Consider the following 12,110-nt stretch of genomic DNA (forward strand, 5'->3'; position numbering starts at 1 on the left):
GCCTCCGGCTCGTTCGTTCAGCGGGTTGAGAGGAGAAGAATTATGAAGCGGTTCCTGATCGGCAGCCTGGCTGCGGCAGCCGCGGCCGGCTGCAATATGTCGGATGGTTCGGTTGCGCCGGCCGGCGAGCCCGTCATGAGCACGGCGACAGCCGAGGCGCGGACTGCGGCGGGCACTCTCGGTGCTCGCGCTACGGCGACCCAGATGGGTGACAGCATCAGAGTGCGCGTCGAAGCGATGGGGATGTCGCAAGGCACCTATGCGGCGCATGTCCATACGACCGGCGTCTGCACGCCTCCGGATTTCGCGAGTGCCGGGCCACACTGGAACCCGACGGGGCAGCAGCATGGGCGCAACAACCCGGCAGGCATGCACAAAGGCGATTTGCCGAACCTTTCGGTGGGGACGGATGGCCGCGGAAGCTTCGAATATGTGATCCCGGGCGCTTGGGTGGCGGGCGGAGCAATGCCGATGCTCGACGCGGACGGGGCAGCGGTCGTGATCCATGCCCAGGCGGATGACTATCGCACCGATCCCTCCGGCAATGCGGGCGGACGAATGGCGTGCGGCGTCTTCAGATAGGGTCCGCCGCCTAGACCTTCTCGCCCGCGGCGCGTGCCCGATCGACCTTCGTTGCCTCGACCTCCGCAATGCGCCGCGAGGCTAGCCACAAGGCGGAGAGCGTCAGCGGCGGCACGATGTAGAGGAAGAAGATGCCGGCGCTGAGGCTCTGCATCACGTCCGCCATCTTGCCGGCGAAATAGGGGCCCAGCGCGAGACCGACCATCGTTGTGCCGAGGACGTAGGTGGCGCCCGCCGTCGCTCGCATGCGCGGGAGGACGAGGTCCTGGAGCGTCGCGACCGCAGCTCCCACCCATGCCGAGGCGAGGAGATGGGCGAACGGGAAGACAAGATAGAATAAGCCGACGCTGTCGGTGGTGAACAGGAAGGCGAGCAGGGGCAGCGGCAGCGCTACCGAGAGCATGTTGACGTAGAGGCGGCCGGCAGGGTGGCGGCGACGCCAGAGGTCGGAGATGATGCCGCCGAGGATGACGCCGAAGGCTGCCGAAAAGGCGGCGCCCCAGCCGATGATCGTTGCGACTTCCTCGGCGCCGGACAGACCCCCGATGAAATAGCCGGGGGCGGTGGGGTCGGCGTAGAAGGTCCGCATTACGTAGGGCGGCGTCCAGAAGCTCACCGCATATGAGACGAAGGAGATGCTGCCGAAGGCGATGACGAGCGTCACGACGACAGGGCTGCCCCAGATCAGCCGATAGGTGGGCAGGTCGCGGTGCCGCAGCGACTGGATCCACGAGAAGACCGCGTAGACGCCGAGGCCGTAGGCGGCCCATTGCGGGCCGTCGCCAGTGAGCGCGTAAAAGCCGAATGCCGCCGCGACCACGGCCGCCAGCACGATCAGGTTGAGGCGGAGCTCGCCGGGCAGGCGGGCGACGTTGAACAATGTCAGCGGCGGCAGGATCGCCACGAGTTCGCGCCCGAAATCCCGCCACGCATTCGGCTGTACGACCGGCTGTGGGAGCCCATCAGAAGCGCCGCGCTGGGGTTCGCGCAGCGAGAGCACCCACAGCGCGAGCAGGAGGCCCGGAAGGCCGACGACGAGGAAGGCGGCCTGCCATCCGGCGAGGCCCAGCGGCGCCTCGGCCGGAATGGGATAGGCCATATTCCAGCGGCTGAGCACGAGGCCGCCGATCGGCAGGCTGAGCGCGCCCCCGATATAGAGGCCGCTGGAATAGATGGAGAGCGCGGTGGCCCGCCGCTCCTTCGGGAAGCTGTCCGAGATCATCGAATAGGCGGCGGGCGAGGCACTTGCCTCGCCGATGCCGACGCCGATGCGCGCCACAGCGAGCATCGCAAAGCTGTTGGCGAAGCCGGACAGCACCGTCATCGACGACCAGAGCGCTAGCCCCATCGCCATCAGCCGCCCGCGATACCAGCTGTCGGCCAGCCGCCCGAGGGGAATGCCGAACAGCGCATAGAAGACCGCGAATGCGGTGCCGTAGAGGAAGCCGATCTGCGCATCCTCGAGGCCGAGGTCGCGTTTGATGTCTTCCGCCAGGATCGACAGGATCTGCCGATCGATGAAGTTGATGATGTAGACGAGGACGAGGACGAACAGAGCGTACCAGGCATAAGTGGATACGCGGACCGGCGAATGCCCCCCAGCGCCTTCAGGATCGGCCAAGCCTCATCTCCCAACTGTCGGCGCTCTGCGGCGCGCTTCGGTGCGCATCTCGGTTGAGAAGCGGACGAATGTCAATGAAGCCCTCGGCTCTTGCGCTGATTGGCGGGGCTGCTGAATTTTCGAGGTCGCGGCCTGCATACCGATCGGCTAGGTTTCTCGCATCGTGCTGGTGATCCAAAATCTAGAATTGCACGTCGCGCACAGCTGCAATCTCGCGTGCGAGAGCTGCACCCACTATTCCAACCAGAACCATAAGGGTGTGCTTGGCCTCGAAGAGGCGGAGCGATGGTTCGCCCCGTGGTCGGAGCGGCTGCGTCCGTTCGAGTTCTCGCTGCTCGGCGGCGAGCCGACGATCAACCCGCTTCTGGGCGATTTCGTCACCTTGTCCCGGCGATATTGGCCAGCCTCGAGATTGCGCCTCGTGACGAACGGCTTCCTGCTGCATCGCCATCCGGACCTGCCGCGTCGGCTCGCAGAGGCCGGCAACAGCCATCTCTACGTGTCGGTTCACCATACCGCGCCGGCCTATCAGGAGCGGCTTCGGCCCGTCGGCGTCCTGCTCAGGCGCTGGGTCGACGAATATGGCATCTCTGTTTCGACCTATCCCTCCACCAAGTGGTGGCACCGCACCTATCATGGCTTCGGGTCGTCGATGCTTCCCTTCGAGGACGAGAACCCGCGTTCGAGCTGGGAGCATTGCATGGCGCGCTACTGCCCCCAGCTCCTAGATGCCAAGATCTGGAAGTGCGGTCCGCTGGCCTATCTGCCCATGCAGCACGCGAAATACGGACTTTCAGACAAGTGGCGGCCCTATTTGGAATATGAGCCGCTCACGCCCGAGTGCAGCGACGCCGAGCTTGCCGCTTTCTTCGGTCGCGAGGACGAGGCCGCCTGCGCAATGTGCCCGGCGCGGCCGGCCCACTTCGAGCTGCCGCTGCCCTTTCCGAGCCGCGCCGCTCAATCGAGCGGATAACGCTCGATCATGGTGTAAACCGCGCCGTCCGGGGTGAGCTGACTTTCGAACAGGCAGAAGCTGTCGACGGTGAACGGCTCGCTTACGAGACCGCCGTTTGCTTCAACAAAGGGGGCGATGGGGCCCGAGCCGCGCTTCAGGCGGGCCAGGGTGATGTGTGGCGAATAGGCCCGGCCTTCCGGAGAAAGGCCGGCGCGCTGGCAAGCCTGATCCACTTTCTTGTGCAGCGCCTTCAGGTGATCGTGCGGCGTCACGCCTGCCCAGAGCACTTCCGGCTGGCTCCGTCTTTCGAACGCGCCGATACGGCTCAGGGCGATGTCGAAACGCGACTGGTGCACCGAGGACAGCGCCGCCGCCACGTCCTCGGCGATATGCCCCTCGACCTCGCCGATGAAGCGCAGGGTGAGGTGGAGCTGATCGTCGTTCTGCCAGCGCGCGCCGCTGACGCCGCCCATCACGTTCAGCAGGCTCCGGCGAATGTGCTGCGGCGGGCGGATCGCCACGAAAATGCGGTGCATCCAGCGGCCATAGCGCAATGGGCGTGATGTTGAGAACCTGCCCTCCCGAACGTCACCCAAGCAGGAAGTCCGGTTTTCCTTGAATCCGAAGCCCGTTCACATGATATTATGACCTAACGGCGCCCTCTATCGCGTCGTCAAAGGAGACGTTTGAAATGGCAAATTGGTCTGACCCGCGCGCGACCGCAGCGCCGCAGCCCGGCACGATCGGGCGGGAGGGCGTCGCTTTCGACGCGGGCCTGCGGTCCTATATGCTGTCGGTATACAACTACATGGCCTCGGGCGTTCTGCTCACCGGTATTGTCGCGATGCTGTTCGCCAGCAGCGGCTATGCGGCGGCGATCCTCGGCGGCCCCGGCATCCTCAAATATGTCATCATGTTCGCGCCGCTGGCGTTCATCCTGGTGCTGAGCTTCGGCATCAATCGGCTGTCGACCGGCACCGCGCAGTTGCTCTTCTGGGCGTTCGCGACGGTGATGGGCCTCTCCATGGCGTCGATCTTCCTGGTCTTCACCGGCACGTCGATCGCGACCACCTTCTTCGCGACCGCGGCGGCGTTCGTCGGTCTCAGCCTCTACGGCTACACCACGAAGAAGGACCTGTCGGCGTTCGGCACCTTCCTGATCATGGGCGTGGTCGGCCTGTTCGTCGCGATGCTGATCAACCTGTTCGTGCAGTCGAGCGCGCTGCAGCTGGCGATCAGCTTCATCGGCGTGCTGCTGTTCGCGGGCCTCACCGCCTACGACACGCAGAAGATCAAGAGCATGTATTTCTACGTGGCCGGCACCGACATGATGGGCAAGACCGTCATCATGGGCGCGCTGAACCTCTATCTCGACTTCGTGAACATGTTCACGTTCCTGCTGAACTTCATGGGCAGCCGCGAATAGCGGCCGCGCCAGAGGGCAAAGCGAAGGGCCCGGCGGAAACGCCGGGCCTTTTTTGCCTTCAGGCCAGGTGCTGCTTGAAGAAGGCGACCGTCTCCGCCCACGCCTGATCGGCTGCCGCCTTGTTGTAGCGTTCGGCCGACGTGTCGTTGTGGAAGGCGTGTTCGACCCCGGGATAGACGCGGCTGGTCACGGTCTTGCCCGCGGCCTTCAGCGCTTCGACCCATGGCAGCGCGGTCGCATTCACCCGCTGGTCGTTTCCGGCAAGCTGGATGAGCAGAGCGGCCTCCACCTTCGCCGCTTCGGCGGGAGCAGGGGCGGGGCCATAGAAGGGGACGCCGGCCTTGAGCGTCGATCCCGCCGCCACCGCGAGCCGGTTGACCATGCCGCCGCCCCAGCAGAAGCCGACCGCGCCGACCTTGCGCGAGCCGCCGGCGGGCGAGGCGAGCCAGTCGATCATCGCACGCCCGTCCGCCACGGTGGCGGCGAGGTCGAGCTTGCCGATCATGTCCCGCGCCTGGTCCTGATCCTCCGGCGTCCCCCCGGCGGGCGACAGGAAGTCGGGCGCGACCGCTGAAAAGCCCGCCAGCGCCACCCGCCGAGCGACGTCCCGGATATGCTCCGTCAGGCCGCGATTTTCGTGGATCACCATCACCGTTGCGAGGTCGGGTCGGGCATCGACAGGCGCTGCGCCATAGCCGCTCATCTTCCGGCCGGGGATCAGTTCCCATTGAAGGGTCCGGGTCTGGAGGCGCGGGTCGTCGGCGGGTACGACCGCCGCGGCGGCGGGATTGGCGGCGATGCCAAGCAGCAGGGCATTGGCTGCCGCGGTGCCGCCGGCGATCTTGCTCAGCTCGGCCATGAAGGCGCGACGGTCCATGCCTTCGTGCGTGAAGCGGTCGTAAAGCGCGATGGCCCGGGCGCGGATGGTCTCGTTCATGCGGGCTGGGGCTCCTTCTTCGGCATCAGTGCCTGGTCGATCTCCTTGGCCTTCCGGTAGGCGGGGCGGTCCGTGATCCGCGCCACATACTGTTCGAAGCCGGGCCGTTTCTCCATCGTGCCGAAGGCGGTGCCCCAGGCGATCTGCGAGCCCAGATAGACGTCGAGGGCGCTAAACCGATCGCCGAGCAGATAGGGGCCGGACGCGACCAGCCGCTCAAGCACGTCGAGCACCGTCGCATAGCTGCCGTAGCCGACCATCATCCGCTGCTCGGGCGTCGGGTTCCAGTTCAGGTAGTTGTTGGTGACCGCCGTCTCGACCGGCCCGGCGCTGAAGAACATCCAGCGGTAGTAAGGCCCCCGGAGCGGGTCGCCGGGTGGAGGCGCGAGCCCGCGGTCGGGGAAGGCGTCCGCCAGATAGGTGCAGATCGCGGCGCCCTCGGTGACGACCACATCGCCATGCTTGATCGCCGGCACCTTGCCCATCGGATTGATCGCCAGATAGTCGGGCGACTTCATCGACGTGCCGTATTCCAGGATCACCGTCTCGTACGGCTCGCCCACCTCCTCGAGCATCCAGCGGGCGATCTGCCCGCGCGACATGGGGTTGGTGTAGAAGGTGATGTCGGACATGGCGCGTTCCCTCCTGCTGCAAGCGGAGCAGTAGCGCCTTGGCCCGTACAAAGAAAACCCCTCTCCCACCGAAGGGAGAGGGGTTCGCTTGGTTGACGCTTACGCCTGCGCCTCGGGCTGGCCCTGCTCGGCCTCCCCGGGCGTCTCGCCGGCGTCGGCCTTCTTGGCCTTCTTCTTCGATGCCTTGGGGGGCGCAGACACGATCTCGAATGCCGGGGCATTGTCCTTAATCGTGACCTTGACCTCGCCGCCGTGCGTCAGTTTCCCGAACAGCAACTCCTCGGCGAGCGGCTGCTTGATCTTCTCCTGGACGAGACGGCCCATCGGGCGCGCGCCGTAGAGACGATCATAACCGCGCTCGGTCAGCCACTTCTTCGATTCCTCGTCGAGGTGGATGTGGACGTTGCGATCCGCCAGCTGCAGCTCGAGCTGGAGGATGAACTTGTCCACCACCCGCGCGACGACCTCCGTCGGCAGGTAGCCGAACGGAACGATGGCATCGAGGCGGTTGCGGAATTCCGGCGTGAACATCCGCTTGATCGCTTCCTCGTCCTCGCCCTCGCGGGTCATGGCGCCGAAGCCGACCGCCTCGCGCGCCATGTCGCTGGCGCCCGCATTGGTGGTCATGATCAGGATGACGTTGCGGAAATCGACCGTCTTGCCGTGGTGATCGGTGAGCTTGCCGTTGTCCATCACCTGCAGAAGGATGTTGAACAGGTCCGGATGCGCCTTCTCGATCTCGTCGAGCAGCAGCACACTATGCGGATGCTGGTCGACAGCGTCGGTCAGCAGGCCGCCCTGATCATAGCCGACATAGCCCGGAGGTGCGCCGATCAGGCGGCTGACCGAGTGGCGCTCCATATATTCCGACATGTCGAAACGCTGGAGCGGAATGCCCATGATCGAGGCGAGCTGGCGTGCGACCTCGGTCTTGCCGACGCCGGTCGGGCCGGAGAAGAGGTAGTTGCCGATCGGCTTGTCGGGATCGCGAAGGCCGGCGCGGCTCAGCTTGATCGCCGAGGCGAGCGTGTCGATCGCGAGATCCTGTCCGAACACGACGCGCTTCAGATCGCGGCCGAGATGCTCGAGCGCCTTCTTGTCATCGGTGCTCACGCTCTTCGGCGGGATACGAGCGATGGTCGAGATGACCGCCTCGATCTCCTTCGTGGTGATCGTCTTCTTGCGCTTGCTCGGCGGCACAAGCATCTGCATCGCGCCGACCTCGTCGATCACGTCGATCGCCTTGTCCGGCAGCTTGCGGTCGTTGATGTAGCGCGCGGAAAGCTCCACCGCCGCCTTGATCGCGTCAGGCGTATATTTGACGCTGTGATGGTCCTCGAAGGCCGAGCGCAGACCCGCCAGTATCTTGATCGTGTCCTCGATAGTGGGCTCGTTGACGTCGATCTTCTGGAAGCGCCGGAGGAGGGCGCGATCCTTCTCGAAATGGTTGCGGAACTCCTTGTAGGTGGTCGATCCGATGCAGCGGATCGTGCCGCCCGAGAGAGCCGGCTTCAGGAGGTTCGATGCGTCCATCGCGCCGCCGCTCGTCGCACCGGCACCGATCACGGTGTGGATCTCGTCGATGAACAGGATCGAGTTGGGCAGCTTCTCGAGCTCCGTGACCACCGCCTTCAGCCGCTCCTCGAAGTCGCCGCGATAGCGGGTGCCGGCGAGCAGAGCGCCCATGTCGAGCGAGTAGATCACCGCTTCCTTGAGCACCTCCGGCACATCGCCTTCGATGATCTTACGAGCGAGGCCTTCGGCGATGGCGGTCTTGCCGACGCCCGGATCGCCCACATAGAGCGGGTTGTTCTTGGAGCGGCGGCATAGGATCTGGACCGTGCGGTCCACTTCGGGACCGCGGCCGATCAGCGGATCGACGCGGCCGTTCTGGGCCTTCTCGTTCAGATTCACGGTGAACTGCTTGAGCGGGCTCTCCGACTTCTTCTTGCCGTCGTCGGACTTGGTCTCCTCGGCGCCCTTCACTTCAGGCGCCTCGGTCGGCGTCTCGCCCTTGCCGACGCCGTGGCTGATGTAGCTCACCGCATCCAGGCGGCTCATATCCTGCTGCTGGAGGAAATAGACGGCATAGCTCTCGCGCTCGGAGAAGAGGGCGACGAGCACGTTGGCGCCGGTCACCTCGTCGCGGCCCGAAGACTGGACGTGGAGAATGGCGCGCTGGACGACGCGCTGGAAACCGCTGGTCGGGGAGGGATCAGTCTCGCCCTCCACCTTCAGCGCCTCCAGTTCGCTGTCGAGATAGGTGCGCACCGACTGGCGCAGCTCACTAAGATCGACGCCGCAGGCCTTCATCACCTTGGAGGCATGGGCATCCTCGACCAGAGCGAGCAACAGATGCTCGAGGGTCGCATATTCGTGCTTGCGGCCGCTCGCTTCGGCGAGCGCCGTGTGAAGCGTTTGTTCGAGTTCGCGGGCAAATGACGGCATTTTTTACTCCTTGGCCCGCGCGGGAAGCTACGGGCAGCTTCGCCTTAATGTCGTGCCGCCTCGGCCCTCGATCAAGCAGCCGTCTTGGTCCACGTGTGGATTAACGCCGTTGCGTGCCCGGCGTTTCATTTCTTGAATATCGCGTCTGCACTTGCGCGGAAGTTAACCGCGTTTTCGATCCTGGCTCGCACCCGGGCGATCTCGCCCTCCAGCACCTCGATGCGGGCGTTGAGCTCCTCGACCGACAGCGGGTCGAGGTCCTGGCGCGTCAGCTGCGTCAGGGGATCCTTAGGCTTGTCCGGAAAGAGTTCGTCCAGATCCATGGTGCAAAAGTTGACCGTGGGCGCCTGCGTGTCAACAAGGCACGGCAGCGGCGGCTGCGAATATCCTGGGAGCGTGACCGAATGAACACCGTGCCGGAGACGATGCTGGCGATCGACCCCGACAAGGCCGGTGGGCCGGAGGTGCTCAAGCCTGTGGAGCGGCCGGTGCCGAAGCCCGGTCCGGGCGAGCTGTTGATCAAGGTGGAAGCGGCGGGCGTGAACCGGCCCGACGTCATGCAGCGCATGGGGCTCTACCCGCCGCCCTCCGGCGCCTCCAGCATACCGGGCCTCGAGATCGCCGGGAAAATCGTCGCGGTGGGTCCGGGCGAACGGCCGTCGTCGATCGGCAAGCCGGTCTGCGCGCTCGTGTCCGGCGGCGGCTATGCCCAATATTGCACGGCGCCTGCCGGCCAGTGCCTGTCGGTGCCGGGCACGCTCAGCATGGTCGAGGCGGCGGCGCTTCCGGAGACCTTCTTCACCGTCTGGACCAACCTGTTTCAACGCGGCGGCGCAAAGCGCGACGACACGGTGCTTGTCCATGGCGGAACCAGCGGCATCGGCACGACGGCGATCCTGCTGGGCAAGGCCTTCGGTCTCCACGTCATCGTCACGGCCGGTTCGAAGAAGAAGTGCGAGCGGGCCCTGGAGATCGGCGCTGAGCATGCGATCAACTACAACAAGCTTGATTTCGTTGAGGCGGTGAAGACGGTCACCGGCGGCAAGGGCGTGCAGATCGTCCTCGACATGGTCGGCGGCGACTATGTGGCGCGCAACCTCGCCTGCCTCGCCGACGAGGGCCGCCACGTCTCGATCGCCGGCCAGCGTGGGGCCGTCGCGGAGGTCCCGCTCTGGGAGGTGATGCGCCGTCGGCTGACCCTCACCGGCTCAACCCTCCGGGCCCGCTCGGTCGAGTTCAAGACCGCTCTTGCCGGCGAGATCCGCCGCGAGGTCTGGCCCCACCTCGAAGCGGCTCGCATCCGCCCGATCATCGACAGCATTTTCCCACTCGCACAGGCTGCCAAGGCCCACCGGCGCATGGAAAGCAGCGACCATGTCGGCAAGATCGTGCTGGAGGTGAACGGCCACGCAAATCTGCAAGCGTGACGCGCGCAAATTCGCAGTGGGCGAGGCGGGCGACGGCTGGGTAGAGAGGGGCTTCTCGAGCGGGAGGGGAAGCCGAAATGGAGCGCCTGGTTCTTCACGAATATGCGGCGTCGGGTAACTGCTACAAGGTTCGCCTCACCGCGTCCCTGCTAGGTCTGCCGCTCGAACGGCGCGAATATGATATCCTCAAGGGCGAGACCCGAACGCCTGAATTCCTGGCCGAAGTGAACGCCAACGGTCGCATCCCCGTGCTCCAAGTCGGCGACCGGTTCATCCCGGAAAGCAACGCCGCCTGCTTCTATCTGGCGGACGGCTCGCCGCTCATCCCCTTCACGCGGTTCGACCGAGCGGACATCCTGCGCTGGATGTTCTGGGAACAATATAATCATGAGCCGAACGTCGCGACCTTGCGCTTCTGGATCGCCTTCGTCGGGGAGGAGCGGTTGAACGAGGCCCGGCGGGGTCAGCTCGGCCCGAAGCGCTCTGCCGGCGAGGCCGCGCTCAAGCTGATGGACGAGCATCTCGCCAGTCGGAGCTTCTTCGTGGCGGAGCGCCTGACGCTCGCCGACATCGCGCTCTACGCCTACACCCATGTGGCGGAAGATGCCGGCTTTGATCTCTCAGCCTACCCCGCAGTGAGCCGCTGGCTGGCGCGGGTGGCGGACCAGCCACGCTACACGCCGATGAGCGCCTGAGGTCACTCGCTCCCGCAGATCTCCCCATCGGCGCAGAGCTGCCCGAGGGTAAAAACCGCCGCCGCCAAGACGCCGACGCCGATCGCGACCCAGCCCAAGGTCGAGACGCCCAGTCTGCGGCCCGCTGGTCCGGCAGAACCCTGCGCGAGCTGCGCGACCGGCGTTCCGGAAAGAGTCAGACGCATCGGCGCCTCATTTCCCGAGAAGCCGAGTTCCGCACCCTTGGCAAACCGCAGCTCGGCCCTCCCACCGTTGCGCAGCGTCGACGTGAGCGCGAGGCCGGCCTGCGGCTTCTCCTTGCCCCCGCCAAGGGGGACGCGCAGGCGGGCTCCGGCGAAGGCACCCATCTGCCGCGAAACGGCGGCGTCGCCGGCAGTCAGGTCTGCGGCCCAGGCAGGCACGGAGAGGGTCTGAACGGCGCACAAGGCGGCAGCGAGAACAAACTTCATTTGCAAATCCCCTTTGCTCGCGGTCGCACACGGCCGCATCAGCCGTAGATGCCGCGGCTGCTCCATCTGGATGTGCGGCTGCGATCTTTTGGTCTGGTCGTGCCGCCATCAAGAAGGCGAGTTGACCCGCTTTCCGCGCCACTTCCGGCTTGCCTCCCGTCGCGCGCGGGCTTACATCGCGCCCACGCCTCGGCCGCTCCGTGAAGGGGCGGCCCTTATTTTATCCGGGAGATGCCACAGTGGCCCAGCCGCTCATGCCCCACGCCACCGCATCCTGGCTGGTCGACAACACCGCGCTCACCTTCGAGCAGATCGCCGCCTTCTGCGGCCTCCACATCCTCGAAGTGCAGGCGATCGCCGACGACACCGCCGCCACCAAGCTGACGGGACGCGACCCGATCCGCGCGGGCGAGCTGACGCAGGAGGAGATCGAGAAGGGGCAGGAGGATCCGTCCTATCGTCTCCAGATGCACAAGCAGCCCGATCAGGTCCGCCGCACAAAGGGGCCGCGCTACACGCCGGTTTCGAAGCGCCAGGACAAGCCGGACGGCATCGCCTGGATCGTCCGCAACCATCCCGAGGTCTCGGATGGGCAGATCTCCAAGCTGATCGGCACGACGCGCACCACCATCTCGGCGATCCGCGATCGCAGCCACTGGAACATCGCGAACATCCAGCCCAAGGATCCGGTGACCCTCGGCCTCTGTTCGCAGCGCGAGCTCGACGCGGTCGTCGCCAAGGCCGCCAAGGCGGCGGGCGTCGAGGCGCCGCAGGACACGCGTCTCGCCGGTGATCGCGAGGCGCTGATCGAGGAGCTTCGCGCCGAGCGCGAGGCGAATGCCCGCCAGGCCGAAGCTGCCCATGCGGCGGAGCTGGCCGAGGCGTCGGGCGAGACCATCACCACCGACCGCGGCTTTGTCGACCCGTTCAAGAGCTGA

Annotated in this window: 13 protein-coding genes; 6 read left to right on the forward strand and 7 right to left on the reverse strand. The window is 65.7% G+C overall.

The window, feature by feature from the left end; genetic code table 11:
* The first annotated feature begins 42 nt into the window (after nucleotides 1-42).
* On the forward strand, nucleotides 43-582 hold the full coding sequence (locus tag AC5JBD_RS00685; protein WP_495719830.1) for a superoxide dismutase family protein: 540 nt from the start codon (nucleotides 43-45) through the stop codon (nucleotides 580-582).
* Nucleotides 583-592: 10 nt separating this feature from the next.
* On the opposite strand, the gene AC5JBD_RS00690 is transcribed toward AC5JBD_RS00685, so the two are convergent.
* Nucleotides 593-2,203 (reverse strand): spinster family MFS transporter, encoded by a 1,611-nt coding sequence (locus tag AC5JBD_RS00690; RefSeq protein ID WP_495719831.1) that lies wholly within the window; start codon nucleotides 2,201-2,203, stop codon nucleotides 593-595.
* Nucleotides 2,204-2,372: 169 nt separating this feature from the next.
* Here AC5JBD_RS00690 and AC5JBD_RS00695 point away from each other — a divergent pair, with 169 nt between their 5' ends.
* Nucleotides 2,373-3,176 (forward strand): radical SAM protein, encoded by an 804-nt coding sequence (locus AC5JBD_RS00695; protein ID WP_495719832.1) that lies wholly within the window; start codon nucleotides 2,373-2,375, stop codon nucleotides 3,174-3,176.
* Here the strand turns inward: AC5JBD_RS00695 and thpR are convergent.
* The gene (gene thpR, locus AC5JBD_RS00700; RefSeq protein ID WP_495719948.1) at nucleotides 3,161-3,694 is read right to left on the reverse strand and encodes an RNA 2',3'-cyclic phosphodiesterase; all 534 of its coding nucleotides are present in this window, start codon (nucleotides 3,692-3,694) and stop codon (nucleotides 3,161-3,163) included. The genes AC5JBD_RS00695 and thpR overlap by 16 nt on opposite strands.
* 155 nt (nucleotides 3,695-3,849) lie before the next feature.
* Here thpR and AC5JBD_RS00705 point away from each other — a divergent pair, with 155 nt between their 5' ends.
* Nucleotides 3,850-4,584: a Bax inhibitor-1/YccA family protein gene (locus AC5JBD_RS00705; RefSeq protein ID WP_495719833.1), complete on the forward strand. Its 735-nt coding sequence runs from the start codon at nucleotides 3,850-3,852 to the stop codon at nucleotides 4,582-4,584.
* 58 nt (nucleotides 4,585-4,642) lie between these two features.
* Here AC5JBD_RS00705 and AC5JBD_RS00710 read toward each other — a convergent pair whose 3' ends face one another.
* The 4 genes from AC5JBD_RS00710 to AC5JBD_RS00725 all read right to left on the reverse strand — a co-directional run bounded on the left by AC5JBD_RS00710 (nucleotide 4,643) and on the right by AC5JBD_RS00725 (nucleotide 8,924).
* Nucleotides 4,643-5,521 carry a dienelactone hydrolase family protein gene (locus AC5JBD_RS00710; RefSeq protein WP_495719834.1) on the reverse strand — a complete coding sequence of 293 codons (879 nt, stop codon included), beginning with the start codon at nucleotides 5,519-5,521 and terminating at the stop codon, nucleotides 4,643-4,645.
* Nucleotides 5,518-6,153 carry a glutathione S-transferase family protein gene (locus AC5JBD_RS00715; RefSeq protein WP_495719835.1) on the reverse strand — a complete coding sequence of 212 codons (636 nt, stop codon included), beginning with the start codon at nucleotides 6,151-6,153 and terminating at the stop codon, nucleotides 5,518-5,520. The genes AC5JBD_RS00710 and AC5JBD_RS00715 overlap by 4 nt, the downstream gene beginning before the upstream one ends.
* A gap of 99 nt (nucleotides 6,154-6,252) precedes the next feature.
* Nucleotides 6,253-8,601 (reverse strand): ATP-dependent Clp protease ATP-binding subunit ClpA, encoded by a 2,349-nt coding sequence (gene clpA / locus AC5JBD_RS00720; protein ID WP_495719836.1) that lies wholly within the window; start codon nucleotides 8,599-8,601, stop codon nucleotides 6,253-6,255.
* 125 nt (nucleotides 8,602-8,726) lie between these two features.
* On the reverse strand, nucleotides 8,727-8,924 hold the full coding sequence (locus AC5JBD_RS00725; protein WP_495719837.1) for a DUF1192 domain-containing protein: 198 nt from the start codon (nucleotides 8,922-8,924) through the stop codon (nucleotides 8,727-8,729).
* 81 nt (nucleotides 8,925-9,005) lie between these two features.
* Here AC5JBD_RS00725 and AC5JBD_RS00730 point away from each other — a divergent pair, with 81 nt between their 5' ends.
* Complete coding sequence (locus tag AC5JBD_RS00730) at nucleotides 9,006-10,028, forward strand: NAD(P)H-quinone oxidoreductase (RefSeq protein ID WP_495719838.1); 1,023 nt, start codon at nucleotides 9,006-9,008, stop codon at nucleotides 10,026-10,028.
* Nucleotides 10,029-10,105: 77 nt separating this feature from the next.
* Nucleotides 10,106-10,723 (forward strand): glutathione S-transferase family protein, encoded by a 618-nt coding sequence (locus AC5JBD_RS00735; RefSeq protein WP_495719839.1) that lies wholly within the window; start codon nucleotides 10,106-10,108, stop codon nucleotides 10,721-10,723.
* Between the two features lie 2 nt (nucleotides 10,724-10,725).
* On the opposite strand, the gene AC5JBD_RS00740 is transcribed toward AC5JBD_RS00735, so the two are convergent.
* Entirely contained in the window at nucleotides 10,726-11,172 is a 447-nt protein-coding gene (locus tag AC5JBD_RS00740; protein WP_495719840.1) for a hypothetical protein, read from the reverse strand.
* Between the two features lie 239 nt (nucleotides 11,173-11,411).
* Here AC5JBD_RS00740 and AC5JBD_RS00745 point away from each other — a divergent pair, with 239 nt between their 5' ends.
* Nucleotides 11,412-12,110, forward strand: coding sequence for a DUF1013 domain-containing protein (locus AC5JBD_RS00745; RefSeq protein ID WP_495719841.1), 699 nt, complete (start codon nucleotides 11,412-11,414; stop codon nucleotides 12,108-12,110).

The organism is Allosphingosinicella sp. (assembly GCF_059502505.1).

Bases quoted from the DNA above. Each gene is read 5' to 3' on its own strand.
- AC5JBD_RS00685 (WP_495719830.1), top strand. From the start codon at position 43: ATGAAGCGGTTCCTGATCGGCAGCCTGGCTGCGGCAGCCGCGGCCGGC.
- thpR (WP_495719948.1), bottom strand. From the start codon at position 3,694: ATGCACCGCATTTTCGTGGCGATCCGCCCGCCGCAGCACATTCGCCGG.
- AC5JBD_RS00705 (WP_495719833.1), top strand. From the start codon at position 3,850: ATGGCAAATTGGTCTGACCCGCGCGCGACCGCAGCGCCGCAGCCCGGC.
- AC5JBD_RS00710 (WP_495719834.1), bottom strand. From the start codon at position 5,521: ATGAACGAGACCATCCGCGCCCGGGCCATCGCGCTTTACGACCGCTTC.
- AC5JBD_RS00715 (WP_495719835.1), bottom strand. From the start codon at position 6,153: ATGTCCGACATCACCTTCTACACCAACCCCATGTCGCGCGGGCAGATC.
- clpA (WP_495719836.1), bottom strand. From the start codon at position 8,601: ATGCCGTCATTTGCCCGCGAACTCGAACAAACGCTTCACACGGCGCTC.
- AC5JBD_RS00725 (WP_495719837.1), bottom strand. From the start codon at position 8,924: ATGGATCTGGACGAACTCTTTCCGGACAAGCCTAAGGATCCCCTGACG.
- AC5JBD_RS00730 (WP_495719838.1), top strand. From the start codon at position 9,006: ATGAACACCGTGCCGGAGACGATGCTGGCGATCGACCCCGACAAGGCC.
- AC5JBD_RS00735 (WP_495719839.1), top strand. From the start codon at position 10,106: ATGGAGCGCCTGGTTCTTCACGAATATGCGGCGTCGGGTAACTGCTAC.
- AC5JBD_RS00740 (WP_495719840.1), bottom strand. From the start codon at position 11,172: ATGAAGTTTGTTCTCGCTGCCGCCTTGTGCGCCGTTCAGACCCTCTCC.